Annotated in this window: 9 protein-coding genes; all 9 read right to left on the reverse strand. The window is 47.2% G+C overall.

Going from position 1 to position 19,644, the window contains the following annotated elements:
- Positions 1–5 precede the first annotated feature (5 nt).
- The 9 genes from EIM92_RS21970 to EIM92_RS22010 all read right to left on the reverse strand — a co-directional run bounded on the left by EIM92_RS21970 (position 6) and on the right by EIM92_RS22010 (position 19,644).
- Complete coding sequence (locus tag EIM92_RS21970) at positions 6–1,331, reverse strand: phage tail sheath family protein (protein ID WP_125084668.1); 1,326 nt, start codon at positions 1,329–1,331, stop codon at positions 6–8.
- Positions 1,332–1,523, reverse strand: coding sequence for a YqzN/YkzM domain-containing protein (locus EIM92_RS21975; RefSeq protein ID WP_125084669.1), 192 nt, complete (start codon positions 1,521–1,523; stop codon positions 1,332–1,334).
- On the reverse strand, positions 1,516–1,953 hold the full coding sequence (locus tag EIM92_RS21980; RefSeq protein ID WP_125084670.1) for a phage tail terminator family protein: 438 nt from the start codon (positions 1,951–1,953) through the stop codon (positions 1,516–1,518). Before EIM92_RS21980 ends, EIM92_RS21975 begins: the two co-directional genes overlap by 8 nt.
- Positions 1,954–2,232: 279 nt before the next feature.
- On the reverse strand, positions 2,233–2,490 hold the full coding sequence (locus EIM92_RS21985; RefSeq protein WP_125084671.1) for an acyl carrier protein: 258 nt from the start codon (positions 2,488–2,490) through the stop codon (positions 2,233–2,235).
- 4 nt (positions 2,491–2,494) lie between these two features.
- Positions 2,495–3,526 carry an HAD-IIIC family phosphatase gene (locus EIM92_RS21990; protein ID WP_246021465.1) on the reverse strand — a complete coding sequence of 344 codons (1,032 nt, stop codon included), beginning with the start codon at positions 3,524–3,526 and terminating at the stop codon, positions 2,495–2,497.
- On the reverse strand, positions 3,519–3,977 hold the full coding sequence (locus EIM92_RS21995; protein ID WP_125084673.1) for a GNAT family N-acetyltransferase: 459 nt from the start codon (positions 3,975–3,977) through the stop codon (positions 3,519–3,521). Before EIM92_RS21995 ends, EIM92_RS21990 begins: the two co-directional genes overlap by 8 nt.
- 20 nt (positions 3,978–3,997) lie before the next feature.
- Positions 3,998–5,206: a bis-aminopropyl spermidine synthase family protein gene (locus EIM92_RS22000; RefSeq protein WP_125084674.1), complete on the reverse strand. Its 1,209-nt coding sequence runs from the start codon at positions 5,204–5,206 to the stop codon at positions 3,998–4,000.
- Positions 5,207–5,416: 210 nt separating this feature from the next.
- Positions 5,417–11,980 (reverse strand): type I polyketide synthase, encoded by a 6,564-nt coding sequence (locus EIM92_RS22005; protein ID WP_125084675.1) that lies wholly within the window; start codon positions 11,978–11,980, stop codon positions 5,417–5,419.
- Positions 11,977–19,644: a type I polyketide synthase gene (locus EIM92_RS22010; protein ID WP_125084676.1), complete on the reverse strand. Its 7,668-nt coding sequence runs from the start codon at positions 19,642–19,644 to the stop codon at positions 11,977–11,979. The genes EIM92_RS22005 and EIM92_RS22010 overlap by 4 nt, the downstream gene beginning before the upstream one ends.

Below are 19,644 nucleotides of genomic sequence, written 5' to 3' on the forward strand. Positions count from 1 at the left end.
CTCCCTTAACGTACTGTGACACTGATATAAATTTTTTCGACGCTATCCACGGCTTGAATCCAAAGATTAATTCCAATGGAATCTGAATCCTTGCCCGGCAAAACTTCAATATCCTTTTGAGAATCAAAATTTTGGATCGCACCTATAGCCTGCAGGCTCTCGAGATAAGAGATCGCTTCAGCTTTAAACAGATTTCGCCCGTCGGCATCATTGGATACCTTGCCAAGGAAATGCTGTTTGAACACTCTGGATATATCATTAGCAATGGCGTCCAAGGTGCGAATAATCCGGTTTTTGCTAAATGGCTTCCCCCGGTCCATCGTAAATGTCTTAAGTGTATTAATATCCTGCACAATTCGTGCCTGGCCGTTATCGACAGTAAGCACCATTTCGCCGTTACTAATCGCCTGAACAAGCTCAGTCTTTGTATATTTCGGTGACACATCGACTGCGTTAGGAATCACCGCATAAGTCAACGATTGGTTGACGTTAGCAGCTGCTTCCATAGCTGCAATCTCCCATACCAGATAGGTCGGTTCTACCGTTAAGCCATCAGCGGTCACAATACCGTTTTTCAGGCTAATTACACCTTCATGATCCGCTTCAGGATAGTTGCACAGTACAGTCTGAAACTTCTTCCCCTCGTTCTCCCGGAGACGCTTGGTATAAGCCGTTGCGAGTGATTTAATGACACTATCTTCTGTAGGCACCGCCAACACCTCAAATTCCTCCGCCTCAAAGGCTGCAAGGGCTGCAGTATATTCCCCAGCTCCGCCAGAACCGTCCGCCCCGCCCTCCAGGGAGGTCACAGCAGTGTCTGTCAATACGCCTGTACCGCTAAAGTCCACAAAGTCATTGGATACGAGATCCTCTGCTTTTTCGACCGTCTGGACATCCACTTCCTCCTGATCCACATACGTGATGACATTAAAAAAGCCCAGCATATCTATGTTGGACTGGATCGAGATTTTAAGATCATTTCCTCGCGAGCCGCCATATTTAGCCGTCGCCGTCAAACTACCTGACACAACACTTGCCTTCACTGCCCCGTTTGCTCCTAAGCGATAAATCAATACCTTATTAACATGGGAAAGTGCCGCGGCAATATGCTTGATCCGTGGGTCGACTGCATGAAACCCGATAGCAGCTAACGAGTTCTGCATAAATGTGCTTGCTTCAAGTGTCGTGATTCCTTCTTTCCCCCAAGGCAGATGAGCGGGAACCGCCAATATACCTCGTTCTCCTAATTTACCAAGTGCCTGTGCTTCAGATTTGAAATTAATGTATACATCAGGCAATACTTTATTTTGTGTAGTCCAAGTGCCGCCCATTTATTTCACCTCTCTGTTCATAAATTGTTCTACTAACTGTTTCGCTTGTGCGATCGAATAAGTCTTGTAATCCTCCAGCACAATGCTAAGGATATCTCGATCAACACCTTGCCATTGCTCAGATTGCACAAATTGTTCTTTCGTAAAGCAAGCTGTGTTCGCCTTTTGCTTTGTATCTTCTTTTTTAGCCATAATTTAAGATTCCCTCCTGCTCGAGTGTTTGCATTTTCGGTGTTTCCGGCTTCGACTTCCACACCCAGAACCTATAATCCACGAAGAAATGTAATGTCTGATTATTCACTTCATGCTTCATATTCAGTCCTCGGTATATTTCGCCTTCGATATCGACTGTCGCTAGCGCATCATAGAGTATTTCTGCGGTTGCATGAGCCTCTTCGTTGTATTGCGGCCCTTCCGGGAAAAAGCCAATGTCGAAGGTATGAGTGCGGTGATAGCGCCTGTCCAGTTCTTGCACTTGTGATGTTGTTTGCAATTGAACCATGAAATATGGTGTTTTCAAGCCCTGCTCAATCTCTTCGTCATAGACTGTTATGCCAGGAAATACTTCCGCCAGAGCGCCTGCGATTCCCTGACGAATGCGATTTGAACTTACTATGTCCATAGCCTCCTCCTTTCTAATATCTATCGTGAGCAGAAATGGATCTGGAATTTGCACCACAACAAAAAAAAGCCGGCGAAATTGCCAGCCATGACACAAGGTGTCTGCCCTTTTGTGGTGTCCATGAATCTAATTCCCACACTATCATTATAGACCGGCTATTTGCGCAAAGTCGGACACGCTACGGTCAAGCAGCGGACAGGTTGCGGCCTTTAATTTTTGTATTTGAATAGGGATACTCTTAATTCATGTGACTACTCGCATGCGACAGAAAAAGACGAACTATGCAAGTTCGCCTTCCTTACTTTTAATGATCCAATCGGTTAAGCTTCTAACATTCCGAAGTGAATCCAACGACAAATCTTCTTCATCAAGGGTAAAGTCAAACCGTTTTTCTAACTCGGCCAGCAATCTGATCATCGTCATAGAATCCAGAATACCCGAGCTGCCAATCAGTTCGGTATCTATATCTGCCTCCGGCAGCATGAGTACTAAATGAATAACTTCCAATATTCCCTCTTGAACCATTGTGCGATTCATACCTTCATTCTCCTATCTCAAGCCAGTCAAACGTTCTGTCTGCGAGCGGCAGATTCAGTTGATACTTGATGTACTCCTTATTTTCTTGCTCTTCCAGTTTATGAAAACCAAGCATTTCCAACAGCAATCGGGCGGGTAAATTGCGTTCCTTTCGGGCCAGAAGACAATGCATCTCCCTCATCTGCGGCCATTTTAGTACTAGACGCTTTAACACAGTATATAAAAATGCTGCAGCCACCCCACGCCCTTCAATTCGGCAGGAGATACAGAACAGTCTGATTTTCATTGCGTTTCCCTCAAGTGCAACAAAGCATGTGCCTATCAAACCATGATCTCCAAAGCGATCCTTTAATCTCGCTACATAAATCATATGTTGCTTAAGCTGGCAAAACGATTCGACAAATGGACGGTCAATACGTTCCAGCAGGCTATTCATTTGATTGGTTCGGTGAGATAGCTCAACAATTCGTGGATAGTCACCAGGATCGGCCTGTTGGATCTGAAGTACCATTTGACATTCCTTCAAAAACTGTTCGCGGCTGCCTTGAAATCCCCTTTCTGCTGCTTTCCGCTGCTGCCGCGCAAGCATATAATGTCTGCGGTTTGCAGACTCCTCTGTCACATCCCTAACCTGAAGACTGGGGGATTTAGGCAGCTCCAAATAATACTGCGCATCAAAAGTGAGTACCTGGGGATAGTAATAATTCATTTCAAACCGCTCAAATGAATCATTATCAACAAATGCCAACGCCTCCAAGCCGATATTCAGCTCCATGGCGATCTGCCTCAAGCTTATCGCTTTAGAACTAAAATGGCATTGCAGAGATACAAAATATTGAGCTATGCCGAATTCCTCCAGCTTGCTAACCACCTGATCAAGTCTGTTACGACTTGCGATACTATGTAAAATGCCGCGCTGATCCAGCTCAACCAGCACCTGTTCTATGCCTGGACGCAATATAATATTATCGGCATTCTCCCTTAAGGTGCCTTCCCAGATCGTATCATCCAAATCCCAAACAATACATTTAATCATCTGATTCACTTACGGACAGCTCCATGGTCAGATGCGTGGGCCTGAAGCCATGCTGCTTATACAGCAGACGCATCGGCAAATTTTCGACATGAACCTTACCGACAATATGATCTACCTGTTCTCTGCGACAATAAGCTATTCCTTCTTCAAACAGCTCTTCCACATAGCTGGTTCCTCGCCATTCTGGAGCAATATAGAAGCTTTTAAAATTGGCATACTTCTCCTTTGTAATCGAATTCTCGCGTGGCGTAATCCACATCCAGCCGCCAACACTCTCGTCTACCTCAAGGATAAGCATGCCTTCGCGTTCATTTCGAATTGCCTTCTCAAGCTTTTTAATATGGAACTGCGGATCAGTTACAGCCTCCTGTCCAAATGAAATGACAGAAATTTCAATTTCAATCTGTGCCACCTGTTCAATGTCATGATGTTCAATTACCCGAATTGGCATTTACTTAAGACCCCATTCTATTATGATTTATCTTTGATTGATGTTCCTCTCTTCTGAATAAGCTCAAAGATGCTATGCCGGCAATTCGGACAGCCGTCCTGCTTCAATTGTTCTATCGTCTGCCAGGGCAGTTTATATCCTACCTGGTAAATTTGGTGGCATTCTTTACATTGATACGAACGAATTGTGCGCCTGACTTCCCCGGTATAAATGGCTTCTTTATACTCAGAAGCAATACTTTCTCTCATCTCCGCAGTGGATTGCAGTACAATCATTTGACTTGTGTTACCGATAATTTCCGCACCGATATATTCATTAAACCGTGGTAACACGCTTGTGACAAGCAAGCCCATTTCTGTTATTGAGCGCTGCATTTCCAATGTGAAATCAGGAGATTTATGAGCGAAGGACAGAAAGATCGGCAATCCAACATCCGGCTTTAGCAACTGGATAGCTCTAGACAAAAACAGATTCATTCCTGGAAGCGTATATGGAGGATCGGTGAATACACAGTCAAACTGATGCATAAGCTCCTGAGGAAGCTGGGTACGGAAGTCCATTTCATAACAAACAATAGGCAAATCCTCAGTTTCAGCCAAATAATTGATATAGCTAATAATACGCTTATCAATTTCAAAGACATGAATACGGGAATTGGACTTATGCGGGTTCTGACGATACAGCTCTTTCAGGAGAAACGCGAGTGAAACACTGACAAGATCATCATCGCCCAAGCACACAATATCTCTGCCGATCAGTACGCCGTTCCGCAAAGCTAGCACCGCTCGCTTCATACTTGTCTCCAGTGTGCAAGAGGATTGATCGATCGTTACATCCACTTGAGGTCTCGCAGCAAAGATAGCCTCGAGCTTGCCCATCAGTTCATCTAATTCCTTGCGTAAATCCTCCATTCCTCCGGGCTGCCAGTTGCCTCGCATTAGACGTTGATACATGTCGCGATCCAGGGCTCCAAACCCCATAGTGTATTCAATCAGTCGCGTTCCCCGCATCGTGCATTTAACTCCCCGTCCCTGCTCAATAATGCCCGCTTTAATAAATTCCTTCTTAATCGCAGCGACAACTGGCAAGGGCAGTAGCGTTCTTCGAGCTATGTCTTTAGTAGAGATGCCGGGTTTAAAATAGACATCCAGCAAAATGTTCTCAATGACCTTCTTGCCGTCCTTTATCGATACCTGAGAATATATTGAATCAATCGCCTCATTGTTCATAGATCAGCCTCCTAGATTCCAGGGAAAGCCAGCTAAATAAATCTCAAAGCCTTGGGATTCCCTATAATTTCTCTCCATTTATGTTTAATAGATTATTTGTTAGTATTTACTAATTTATTTAATATAATCCCATAGATTCTACAAAAAAACAAGACATCAACCGTCAGTCAATGCTGATCGGCTGATGTCCATGGCCTGCCTACCTCAATGCTAATCCATCACAGATACCTGAATAAATGGACTTAGCTGTTTGATCGTCCGATATTTAAACAAAAGCTGACTCTCCATGAGCAACCCCTGCTTCTCCATCTCAATTTCTACCTGCACAGCATGAAGAGAATTGCCTCCCAAATGGAAGAAGTCATCATCCACTCCGATTTCCTGAAGACCTAATATCTTCTCCCAAATTTGTACTAATGCCACCTCAATTTCATTGTCAGGCGCACGATATATGGCTCTTGTAATCTGTCCGCCCATTTCCAAAGGCAACTGCAAGAGCTTGCTGGCAGCTGCATAGCGCAATGGAAGCAGTTGACAGCGATGCAATTGCTGCTCCCAACCGGTGACAAGAATTTGCTGCTCCAATTGATTCGCTTGCTCTTCTAATACAGCTAACTCTGTCAACGTATTATATACGGTATCCCTGCCTGTCTCTTGCTCTCGCTTCGTTGCCTCAGGGTCGGATTCACTTGATAAAGGTGCATTATAAATGCATGTCGTCCCTTCCAACTTATCGGGAATATCCTCGACGTTTTGACGGAACAGCAGTGTTTCCCCTGATTCATCTACATGAAGCCACGAACCACTATTCATAAAATCCTGCATAGGCACATTCCTGCCTGTTTTCGTGTACGCAGCTTCAAGACAATGGATTCCCTCTTCCAGAAAATAAGGCTTCAAAGCAGTAAACACTGCTTGTTCAACACCTCTACCAAGTACCCGGCAACTTAACAAAAATGCATCCAAATACAAGGTATCCTGAATCTTTCTAGTGATTACCGCACCGGATAGCCCATAATTGCCAAAGCGGTCGGCCACCTCAACAGCCCAGCATATCGTATTGGACTTGTCCAATAACGCATGCAGTTCAGCTTCCGTATAACGGGTACCTTGTAACGTAAACTGATTAACTCGCTGTGTAAGCTGGGCAATCCGTGGAATCTGTTCGGTCCGAACCCGATTTATGCTAACGCCTAGCTTTAACTCATTTAGAAAATGTTGCAGCGACGGTAAAGATGCTTTTACCTTTAAACGTTCGCGCTCCGTTATATATCGGCTTGTTCTTTGCTTGTCCTCCTCTGTTACCCTGAAGCGATCCAACGCCCATAGATGCTCCAAGAACAGCCCCAATTCCCGTTCCTGAGGTAATTGAAGCGTAAGCACCTCTGGACATCGGGCCTGTACTTCGGCACATTCCAGTTCGCTATCATCTATAAATACGAAGGTGTCGAGACCCACACCTATTTCATCAGCCAATTGCTGCAAATTATGAGATTTGGCCTGCCAATTTAGCCGCCAAGCCACAAAATGCTCTTTGCTTAGCAGCATGTCAGGATGGTTTTCAAACACATTCCATACATCCTGTTCATTGTTTTTACTGACGAGAACAAGGAGCATACCCTCCTGTTGTTTGGATAACAGAAACTGCTGCAGCATACGGCTGGATTCTTGGATAAGCACTCCCTGAGCACCATCCTCACCACATACGCCCTGCCATAAGGTATTATCGCAATCAACGGCAATAACTTTAAATGGATGCCCCTGCCATGCCAACAAATGCCGGGCAGCAAATGTCCCCATGACTGCATTAAAATGTGGCGTAAAGGGTAAATGAGCAGCTTGATCGCCTATCGCATCATATCGCTCAGTTACAGCATACATTCGATCTGCTAGTCTAAAATCAATAACGTGAATCGGATAATGCTGTTCTAACTCCTCAAGCTCCTCTTTCCATCGATCATTCAAGTATTCCAGATAGCTAATCATTTCTGCGGAGAGCGACTTTGGCGCCGTTACTGGCAGAACACCTGCAAACAGTGGCGTATCTTGACGACGATGAGCGGAGATTGCTTCTATTAAATCGCTCAACACACGCTCCATTTTTACCCGTTGCTCTGCCTCCGTAGATTCATCAGTTAACAGCCAATCCTCAAACCGGACAAGCAGCATACCTGCTCCTTCGGTCGTAGAAAGCAGGCTATCCGGATTCAGAAGTTCCTGGAACACCTGATTGTATGGTGCAAATCGAACATTAATTTTTGTCCCGAACTGTCTGCCCCACCAATCAAGATAAGGCTGGATTGGATCAGCAGTAAAAGTAGCCGCCACCACGAGTTCTAAAGCCCGTTCAGGCTCGGTATTCTGCCGCTTCGCAGCCAATGCCTGCTGCTCCTCTTCCGTTAACAGGCCAATATCCTCCAGCTTGCAGCCTGGCTCGCTCAGCACCATGTCAATCAGCCTGATTAAATGATTCATCAGCCCGACCATCGTATTTTCAGTAAATAACGCCGTATTATACTGAAGGGCGCAGAGCAGTCCGCCATCGTCGCCATAGCCGATATCCAGCTTGAAATCAAGCTTAGAAATCCCTTTAGTTATTTCATAGTTTTCAAATGTGAGGCCTTCAGCCGTCAGCACGGTGTCCTCATCAAATTCGTTATGGAATATCATCATCGTATCAAACAGCGGGTTACGTCCCCGTGTCAGTCTGGTAGTCAGCTTCTCCACCATCCGGTCAAACGGATAATCCTGGTTCTCATAAGCACTCATTATTGTTTCATTTAAGCTCAGCAATTGATCCAGAACCGTGCGTTGCGGCTCAAGACTAACTCGGATCGGTAAGAAATTGGTGAACATGCCAATCAACGACTCTACATCAGCATGACGTCGGCCTGCTACCAGGGAACCAACGATCAAATGCTGCTGTCCTGTATACTTGTGCAGCACAATCGTATACAAATGAAATAACAGCACATTAATCGTAATATTTTGTGATCTGGCTAACTGATCAAGACGGTCTGCAACCTCTTTGGATATTTTTCGCTTATGCACCCGGCCTGTAAAAGACTGAAATTCCGGCCGCTCAAAATCCGTTGGCATATGAAGGACAGGAAGCTCATTACTGAGTTGGTTCAGCCAGTATTCCTCCTGCTTTTGAAGCAAATTCCTTTCAAGCAAATCATGCTGCCATTCGGCATAATCTTTGTATTGAATCTGCAGCGGCGGCAATTCCTTACCTGCATATAAGTCACTAAACTCCTTAATAAACACGTTCATAGACGATCCGTCAGATACAATATTGTGCATGTCCATCAATAGCACATGCTTTTCAGGTGCAAGCTGCACTAATGCGGCACGAATGAGCGGAGCTTGCCCCAGATCAAATGGCCGTATAAAACGGCGTACGACCTGCTGCATATCCCCTTCAGTAGCTTCCAAACGTGCCACTTTAAACTCAAAGCTATCATGGACCTGCTGCATCGGTTCGCCATCGATCATATGGAATGATGTCCGCAAATTCTCATGCCGTTGAATAAGCTTGATATATGCCTGTTCAAACCGATCAGCATCCACTCTGCCATTTACCGTTAGTGCCATCGGCATATTATAGGTTGTCATTTGACCGATTTGCTGGTGAATAAGGAACGTGCGCTTTTGTGCGGAGGAAAGCCGATAATATGGTTTGGTTTCCACCGGCTTAATCGCCAAATATGTTTTTTGATCCAGCTGGCTTATATACTGGGCAAGATCCCTAATTGTCGGATAGGTAAAAACGTCAGACAAGGCCAGCTCAACATGAAGCTCCTTATGAATTTTAGCAATTAGGCTCGTTGCTTTTAATGAATGACCGCCTATTTCAAAGAAATCCTCATTGATTCCGATCTCCGCAATACCAAACATATCCTGCCATATTTGAACCAGCGTTTTCTCCACCGGGGTGCGCGGTACTGCTTTCTCCCCTGCGGATTTCCTGGATGCATAGGCCCCTGGTGATTTTTTTACGAGAGCAAAGCCCCCTTCACCTGCTTCGCCTTCACCTGCCACTCCTGTATCTGCCGCTCCTGCTACAGCTTTATCTCCTGAGTCAGGCCGGGTTTCGTGATGAATAATTCGTATCCCCTCATCATCGAGCCAAAATCGTCTACGCTCAAATGGATAAGTCGGCAACGGAATACGATATCTCATTTCCTCTTTATAAATCCGGCTCCAATCAGGCTTAATGCCAGAGCCCCATAAGCGGCCAACCTGTGTAAACAAATGAACTACGTCCGAAGCTGTCTGCTGGGGATGACGCAACAAATGCACAATCACCTTATTTTCTCTATTTTGCATGTTGGCAAATGAGGTAAGGGCATTTCCGCCCCCCAGTTCGATTAATGCGGCATCCCACTCGTTGAGCAATGTAGCCAAGCCCTCGGCAAAGCGAACAGGATAGCGCAGATGTCTTGCCCAATACGCTGGACTGGTCGCTTCCTCATCACGAATCCAAGTCCCGGTTACATTAGAAATAAACGGCTTAGTCGGCCTATTCAAAGTCAACGCGCCTACTTCTTCCTCATACTTCTTCATAATCGGCTCCATCATGGCTGAATGAAATGCATGAGAAGTATGAAGCCTGCGACAATTGTGGCCTTGGGCTTCAAGCTTTGCAGCCAGTCTATCAATAGCTTCATCCGTACCTGATACTACACACATGGAAGGGGCATTGACAGCTGCGAGAGCCAAATCCTCAGGGAGCAGCGGTAGCAAATCCTGCTCACTAAGCGGAACACTGAGCATCGCTCCACCTGGTTGACTCTGCATAAGCTGACCGCGAACTGTAACAAGGCGAAGCGCATCTTTTAATGAGAAGACACCGGATATACAGGCGGCAACATATTCCCCGATACTATGGCCAATCATCGCCTGAGGAGTGAACCCCCATTCCAGCATCAATCTGGCAAGCGCATATTCTACAATGAAGATAACCGGCTGAGCAACATCCGTCTGATTGATAGCTTTGTGATCTGTATTCTCCTCTGTGGACGGATACAATGCTTGCCTTACCCGTTTGGTAACATCATCAGACAGCAATTCCAGACAACGCTCGACCTCATTACGGAATATTGGCACCTTCTCATACAATTCCCGCCCCATTCCAACATATTGAGAGCCTTGACCTGAAAACATAAATACAACCGGTCTGTCATCCGTATCTGCAAAATGATTGTATACCTCAGGTGCATCCGCATCGACCAACAATGCTGCCGCCTCCGCCGTACTAGTGCAAACCAAGGAGCGACGATAGGGGAAGGTGGCACGGCCTATCTGTAAGGTATAAGCCATATCCTTAAGAGAAACCTCAGGATTCTCTAGAATATAATCACTAAGCTGCCTTGCCATCTGGTCAAGTGCCGCTTCTGAACGTGCCGAGATCGCAATCAATTCGACTGATTGATCTGAAGAGTTTCTTTCCGTCACTGGTGCTTCTTCCAAAACTACATGCGCATTGGTGCCACCGATCCCAAAGGAGCTGACGCCAGCGCGCAGAGGATAACGATCATTTGTCCAGGCCTTTAATTGAGTGTTTACATAAAATGGACTATTCAAAAAATCAATTTTGGGATTCGGTCTCTGGTAGTGCAGCGTCGGCGGCATTTCCTTGTGCGCTAAAGCCAGAACCGCTTTAATCAGCCCGGCTACCCCGGCGGCATTATTGAGGTGACCAATATTCGATTTGACAGAACCAATACCGCAATATTGTCTCTGATCTGTCTGAAACGCCGTCTTTAATGCTTCAATTTCTATTGGATCACCGAGAGTAGTCCCTGTACCGTGCGCTTCAATGTAGCTAATGCTCTCCGGCTCTACCTCTGCCACATGATGCGCAGCCCGTATAACAGAGACCTGCCCCGTTGTGCTGGGGGCCGAATATCCTACCTTGCGATTTCCATCATTATTAATTGCAGATCCCTTGATTACCGCAAAAACATGATCCCCATCCTCCAAAGCTTCCTCCAGCGTTTTCAGCACGATCATCCCTGCGCCGTCCCCAAACACTGTACCAGCCGCCTGTTCATCGAAAGCCCGGCAATGTCCATCAGGAGAATTAATCATCCCCTCCTGATAGAAGTAGCCATTTTTTCTCGGCAGCTGAATAGATACACCTCCAGCCAGAGCTATGCTGCATTCTCCGCTCAATAAAGCCTGGCAGGCTAAATGCACAGCAACAAGCGAGGTGGAACACGCTGTTTGTACGGTAAAGCTCGGTCCTTTTAAATTCAATTTATAGGACACCAGTGTCGCCAAATAGTCCCGCAGATTCAACATGGCTGTCTCAAGGGTGGCAGATTCCTCAGAACCCCCTAACCCTTTAAACGCTCGCATGAACCAGTGGGAATTGAACGCGGCTCCCGTATACAAGCCAATGGCCCCTTTATAAGTCTTGGGGTCATAGCCAGCCTGCTCCAGAGCCTCCCAAGAGCATTCATGAAGAAGCCTGAATTGCGGATCCATAACCTCTGCTTCCCGCGGAGTATAATCAAAGAAATCTGGATCAAAAAGGTCAATATCCTCAAGAACCCCTTTTGCCTTAACATAATTCGGATGACGGATGATCTCTGGATCAATGCCTTCTGCCAATAACTCCTCGTCCGTAAAAAAGGAAATGCCTGCTTTGCCGCTGCGCAAATTATCCCAATATTCCTGCAGGTTTCTCGCGCCTGGAAACCTTCCTGACATGCCTATAATGGCGATCTCTGATCCGGTATACTCCATTTCCTTCTTTACGCTCATTGCAAGACCTCCCCTTTGCGTCTTTTTTTCCTCTGCTCCTGCTGCCGCTTCTTTCCTTTGGCTACTGTATCGATTAGCTGATGCTCCATCTCCGCCTCTTCGGCTTCCATTGCTTCGCTTTTGCCCAGCCTCTGGGCAAGAGCATGAATGGTAGGATAAGTAAACATATCTACTACTGCAAGACTTTCATTCAGAGCTTCGTTTATTTTTCCTGTCACTTGAATCATATCTAGGGAGCTAGCACCCAAATCAAAGAAATTATCATGAATTCCTACTTGATCCATTCGGAAAAACTGCTTCCACACCTCGGCAATCGCCTTCTCAATTTGATTGCGAGGTGCAACATAGGCACTCGTCAGATCCGGACGTTCATAAGTCGTCGTTGTCCGGTTATTCTCCTGCTTCCTGCCGGCATGATAAATCCATTGATCAATCCTTGCTTGAAGATTTCCCGTAGAAACGATGATTTGATGACTGTCACAAGGGGCGTATACATAATTGAAAAGCATCGGTGCCTCGGCAGGCGTAATAGCTAATTCCACCAATGTTTCACCGATCGTTGAACGGTGCTCCTCCCAAAACTCCCAAGCATCCCAGTTAATGCACAGCCACTTGGTATCACTCGCTTGATTCTGCCTGCGGGCAAAGGCATCCATGTACAGATTCGCCGCAGAATAGGCGCTGAACCCAAGTCCGCCAAGCACACTCGCAATCGATGAGAACAAGACGCAAATGTCCGGTTTTTTCTCCTCAATGAACCGCGACAATATTTGCAGTCCCTTCACCTTGGCATTAAACTGCTCATCCAACTGTGTACCGCCAATATTCTCAATGGCCCGGAAGGATTCGCCTCCCGGCAATCCTGCCGCCTGCACCACCCCGTTCAAGCAGCCATATTGGCTCTCAATGAACTCGAATACCGAGATCATATCCGACTCTTCAGCTAAATCGGCCTGTACATACGTAACCTCGGCACCGAACTGCTCCAACTGCTGAACGTTTCTGATCTTACGGGCTAGCGGATGCTTCTCCCCATACTCACTAAGATAATGTTCATATTCTTCACGTGCCGGGAAAGATGAGCGCCCCGTCAGAATCAATTTTGCCTTAAAATGCTGAGCTAGATATTGAGCTGTCAGCATCCCGATACCACCAAGACCTCCTGTGATCAAGTAGACGCCGCCTTCACGAAACGGATTCTGCTCGCCGCTGTTCGACTCACGAAGGGTCATCGGCTTGTAGTCTTGTACCCATCGATATGAACCGCGATAAGCAATCAGACGATCCTCTGCCGGTGCGGCAAGCTCAGCAAGTAATTGGCTGGCCATACGTTGTCTGCGTCTTTCATTATTCGGCAGGTCAATATCAATGCTCACACATGTCATACTGCTGTATTCCTGCTGAATCACCATGCATGGACCGAGCAGCGTAATTTTGCCCGGAGCAAGGCGCTCCTGTCCCGTTACCTCTTGCATATTCGTGGATACAACAGCTAGGCGAACCTCTTGGATTTCCTTCTGCTTGTTCAGCGCTTGTGCCAGATAAATCAAGCTGTAATAGCCAAATTTCTGCTGTTCCCAATCCAATTTAGACTCATACTGCAAAGCACTATCAGCTTCTTCCGATGTAACATTCCACAAATGAACAATCTGATCTGGCACAAATTTTTGCTGTCCCAACTCTTCTAAAAGCTGTATATAGTGCTCGGATGCTTCCGGAGCAATCGTAAATACATCATTCTCCAGCTTCTTAAATTCAGTACCTGCCTGCACCACTGCAATTCGATGACCTTCTTCTTTTGCCCGCTGCGCTAATGCTTCAGCGATTAGGCAATGATCTGCAAAAATCAACAAATGATATGGCTTCGTTAACGAAGAGTGATTCAGCATGGCTCGTTTCCAGCCAGGGTAATAGAACCACTCCTCCATATTCGGGTTCTTGCCACTGCCACTGCCATTCGCCCTTGCCCCGGTGAGGTGCTCCATTTCAAATGATGATGACGTGTTCTCAAGCCAGAAGCGTTGTCGCTCCATAGGATATGTGGGCAATTCTACACGTTTGCGACGCTCGTGTTGATAATAGCTAGCCCAATCTATATGCGCACCAGCCGTCCACAGCTTTCCAAGCCTTTGCAGAAGATGAGCTGAATCGGTCGTCGTTTCCTGGGGATGTCTCAATACATTGACAACTACCCGCTCTCTGGAAGCGGCAATATGCTTTCGTACAAAGGTGCTAAGCGCATTGCCTGGCCCTACCTCAACAAAGACTGTTCTAGGCTGACTTAGCAGTTCATCCAGCCCATCGGCAAAGCGTACCGTCGACCGTAAATGCTGCACCCAATACGCTGCATCCACGGCCTGTTCAGCCGTAATCCATGTCCCTGTTACATTAGACATAAAAGGGATTACTGGCTTCTCTAATGAAAGTGTACGTACACGGCTCGCAAATTCGTCCAGCATGGGCTCCATCATATAAGAATGGAATGCATGCGATGTATGGAGCAATCGGTTACCAATGCCCTTATCGTCCAAGTGACGGGCAAACGCCTCGACCTTCGGAGTTTCCCCTGCCACAACACATAAGGCCGAGCTGTTAACCGCAGCTAAATCCAGCCCCTCCGGCAGTGATGCAAGCAATTCATCCTCAGGCATAGCTACGCTAAGCATCGAACCTGGAGCCATAGCTCGCATTAACCGCCCCCGTAATGCAACCAGCTCCAATGCCTCTTCCAGCTTGAATACCCCTGCTAGGCAAGCTGCCGTATATTCTCCTATGCTGTGTCCCAGCATAGCTTCTGGAGTCACACCCCAGTGCATAAGAAGTCTGGCCAGAGCATACTCCATGATGAACAGTACAGGCTGAGCGATATCCGTTCTCTTCAGAAGCTCTTCCCGCTCCGCAATCTGCGCTGGATCATCCTCGAACAGAACCTTGCTCAAATCAAACTCCAAAAAGGACTGAGCGAGTTCCATACAATGGTCAAGCTCCTTGCGAAATACAGGCTCCTCAAGATAGAGTCCCCGTCCCATATTCACGTATTGAGAGCCCTGACCAGGAAACATAAACACAATCGAACGCGATTCCATTCCCGTATACTCCTCCGAAATCACGCCGGAATCCGATGAATTCAATATATCTACCACTTCCTGCACATCCTTGCACAGAAATGCTGTCCTCCATTCAAATGCCTTTCGTCCAACCTGAAGCGTATAGGCCACATCTGCAAGATTAGCATCCGGCCGCTTCACCAAGTATTCAGCCAGCCGGCTCTTGACTGCCTGCAAAGCTGTAGGTGTTCTAGCAGACAAAAGTAACAGCTTATCCTCTCTCCCCGCATCAGATGCTTCAACAAAAGGGGCCTCCTCCAAAATAACGTGAGCATTCGTTCCACCGATACCAAAAGAGCTTACACCCGAGCGAAGCGGATAATGTTCATTCTCCCATGGTGTCAGCTCGCTATTTACAATAAATGGACTATTGTCAAAATTGATCTTTGAATTTGCACGTTCAAAATGAAGAGTAGGGGGGATCTGTCTCTCTTTTAGCGCAAGCACCGTTTTAATAAATCCAGCCGCACCTGCGGCGCTGTTCAAATGTCCCACATTGCTCTTGACCGAACCAATACGGCAAAACCCGGTTTGCGCAGTCTGGAAAGCCTCTTTCAAAGCCTCTATTTCAATTGGATCTCCCATAGGCGTGCCTGTTCCATGCGCTTCCACATACGTAATACTCTCCGGGGCAATTCCCGCCATTTGCTGCGCAGCGCGTATGACATCTGCCTGGCCTTTGGTGCTGGGAGCGGTAAAACCTACCTTACGGGTCCCGTCATTGTTCAGCCCGAAGCCTTTGATTACAGCGTGGATCACATCGCCATCTTCGATTGCATTGTGCAGCCTTTTTAGAATAACTACACCCACTCCATCACCAAACACTGTTCCGGCCGCCTTTTCATCAAAAGCTCGGCAATGACCATCAGGAGATTGAATCATCCCCTCTTCATACATATATCCGCTCTTGTGAGGAACCGTAACCGTCGAACCGCCCGCGAGCGCGATATCGCAAGAACCTGCCAGCAGCGCCTGAGAAGCCATCACAATATTAACCAGAGAAGTAGAGCATGCCGTCTGCATTGAAATACTTGGGCCGCGAAGGTTCAGCTTATAAGATAGCTGCGTGCTAAAAAACTCTCTATCATTAAGCAGCATAGCGCTAAATCGTTCCGTCCCGCCCAGTCCTGCCGCAAAACGGGATATCCATTCCAGATTAGGCGTTGCTCCAGCATATACACCTATTGATCCAGAATATGTATCCGGGTTATAACCAGCTGCCTCCAGCGCTTCCCATGCGCATTCGTGGAACAGGCGAAGCTGTGGATCCATCAGTTCGGCCTCCCGAGCCGAATATCCAAAAAATGCGGCATCAAACTGATCGTAGCCGTTTAGTGTGCCTCTCGCCTTTACATAAGACGGATGCGCAATTAACTGCGGATCTATTCCTTCTGCAATCAATTCTTCATCTGTAAAAAACGTGATCGACTCTACGCCACCGGATAAATTACGCCAGAATTCCTCAAGATTATCCGCTCCCGGAAACCTGCCCGCCATGCCAATCACGGCAATTTCCTGACCGTGATCATCCTCTGTCCGAACAGATTCACTTCCTGTTTGGTTCAGCTCTGGCCGGCATACTTGTCCGCGCTTTACTTCCGATGGCTTTGCCGAAGGCTTCTTGCTAACCGCTGTTTTCCCACTTAGATGCCCGGCAAGGGCGCGTGCGGAAGGATACGTATATAAGCTCACCACCGGAATCTCCTGACCTAGCGTATCGGTCAATTTTTCAGCAATTTGCGAAACATCCAGTGAGCTGGCTCCAATCTCAAAGAGATTATCGTTAACTCCTAGCGCTGTAAACCCAAAATGCTCCTTAACAATATCTGATATGATCTGCTCGATTGCTGAAACTGTCAGCACCCGCAGCTGATCTGACGTTCCTCCTGTATTGTCCCCTTGATTTGACTGTACTTCTCGGCGGGTAGAAGCTCCCCCGTTAATGAGCCCTCCTACAGGCAAATCTATAGCAAATCTACGCTTCGCAAATGGATACGTTGGTAGGGGAATCCGGCAACGTCTTTCTTCAGCATAGTAGCCAGACCACTCAATCCTGACGCCAGCCACCCACATTTGACCGAGTCCTTGCAGTAAAAATACATGATCTTCCGTCTGCTGCTCTGGCTGCCGCACTAGGGGAATAAATTCATGCCTATTTTGAGACTCCTCCTCCGACCATCCCGCTACAAAACCGTCCGGCTCATGGCCCGGCCCTACACGGATAATGACTTGCTTTCCTTTAAGCAGCTCAGGTGCATCATCAACAGGCCGTGCTGCGGCCTGAAGCTGATGAACCCAATAAGCGGGAGAAGTGGCTTCTTCTGCCGTAATCCATGCTCCTGTAACAGTTGATAAATAAGGTATGTCAGGAGCTGACAGGGAAATTTGATTCATTTGATTGGAGAATATTTGTAACTCCGAATCCGTGAAAGCCGATAATACCTCTTCAATTGATTGTCGCCCGCTGCCTGCCTTTTCCTCAGGCTGTAAATTGTCATGCCTGGCCCGATCAGATCGAGTGTTCAGCAAGCGGCTGCGCAGCATAAGAAGCTCAAGTGCATCCTCTAGTGTGAGCACGCCTGCCAATACAGCCGATACATATTCCCCGGCGTTATAGCCTAACATAGCCCGCGGCTGTATTCCCCAGAACATCAACAGCTTGGCCAGTGCATATTCAAAAACAAATAGCGATAACGATCCGTCTTCTAATCGAGCAGGCTTAACCTTATATTCATCTGAATCCACACTTGCTTCCGATTTTGCCTCTTCTTTGTAAGAAGCAGCTGCATCCGATTTTTCGTTCGTTCCGCTGCCAAACAGATGCTTCCTGAGATCATCCCCTCCCCTGGAAACAATGAACTCACAGCATCGATCCAGTTGCTGTCGAAAGATGGGCTCTGTCTGATATAAGCCTAGCCCCATATTCACGTATTCCGAGCCCTGGCCCGGGAATAGGAAAGTAACCTTGGCCTGCTCCTGTGTTGATTCACCTATCCACCCGCTGTTGTCTATTTCATCCAGCATCAGCAGATGCAAGGCTTCCTCGTGGTCCCTGCAAACCACCGCGCGCCGATATCGAAATTTTTTCCGTCCCGTTTGTAATGTATAAGCTACATCCGCCAAATCGGTCTCCTGGTTGTGCCGTAAATATTCGGCGAGATTATGCGCCGCCTGCTTCAATCCAGTCTCCGTAGCTGCAGACAATACCATCAGCTTGGCAGAACGGCTGCTAGACCCCTTGCGCTGCATTGGCGCTTCCTCCAGCACAACATGCGCATTCGTTCCCCCAATGCCAAAAGAACTGACTCCAGCTCGCAGATATCCATTGGTTTTATCCCAAGAGGTGAGCTTGGTATTGACAACGAAAGGAGAATTGGTGAAATCAATTTTAGGATTCGGCCGCTGAAAGTGCAGTGTAGGCGGAATCTGTTTATGTTTCAGCATTAGCACCGTCTTGATAAAGCTGGCTACTCCTGCTGCTGCATCCAAATGGCCGATGTTTGATTTAATGGAGCCGATACGACAGCTGCCCTGAGAACTCCCGGTGAAAGCTAGCTGAAGTGCTTCTACCTCAATCGGATCACCTAATGATGTTCCCGTGCCATGTGCCTCAATATAACCAATGCTCTCAGGAGGCACCTCTGCCATCTGATGCGCAGCGCGGATCACCTCTACCTGGCCCATTGTGCTTGGCGCCGTGTAGCCAACCTTGCGATTGCCGTCATTATTAATAGCAGAGCCCTTCACAATCGCATGGATTGTATCACCGTCCGCCAATGCATCGTTAAGCCGTTTAAGCACAACGACGCCAATGCCATCACCAAACAATGTGCCGTTGGCTTCAGCATCAAATGGGCGGCAGTGGCCATCTGGGGATTGAATCATCCCTTCCTGGTACAGGTACCCTGTTGTTCGTGGAAGATTAATCGACACCCCGCCGGCTAAAGCCAAATCGCATTCTCCGCCCAGCAATCCTTGACAAGCAAGGTGAATAGCAACAAGCGAGGTTGAGCAGGCGGTTTGAACACTTACGCTCGGGCCCTTTAAATTTAATTTATAAGAAACACGTGTCGTAAAAGATGGATTGTTTAATTGCAGGATTTGAAAATGATCACTGGAATGTCTCGCCGCCATAGCTTGACCGGCTACCCAATACGTATTCGAAGAGGCTCCTGCGTAAACGCCAACCAGTTGTTCCTCAGAATCAGGGCTATAACCAGCTTGTTCAAGGGCTTCCCAAGCACATTCATGGAACAAACGAACCTGCGGATCCAGAAGCTCCGCTTCCCGTGGTGTGTAATCGAAGAATGACTCATCAAAGGACTCTACATCCTCCAGCATGGCTTTAGCCTTCACATATTGCGGATGCTTAAGCATTTCCGGATCAACTCCGCCTGCCAGCAGCTCCTCATCCGTAAAAAAAGTAATCGATTCCTTCCCGTTCCGCAGATTTTCCCAGAATTCCTCAATATTTTTAGCTCCAGGGAAGCGTCCGGCCATCCCGACAACAGCAATTTCCAACCCGTTGCCTTCGTACATATTATTATTTGTACTCAT

It is taken from the genome of Paenibacillus lentus (assembly GCF_003931855.1).
Classification (GTDB): Bacteria; Bacillota; Bacilli; order Paenibacillales; family Paenibacillaceae; genus Fontibacillus; species Fontibacillus lentus.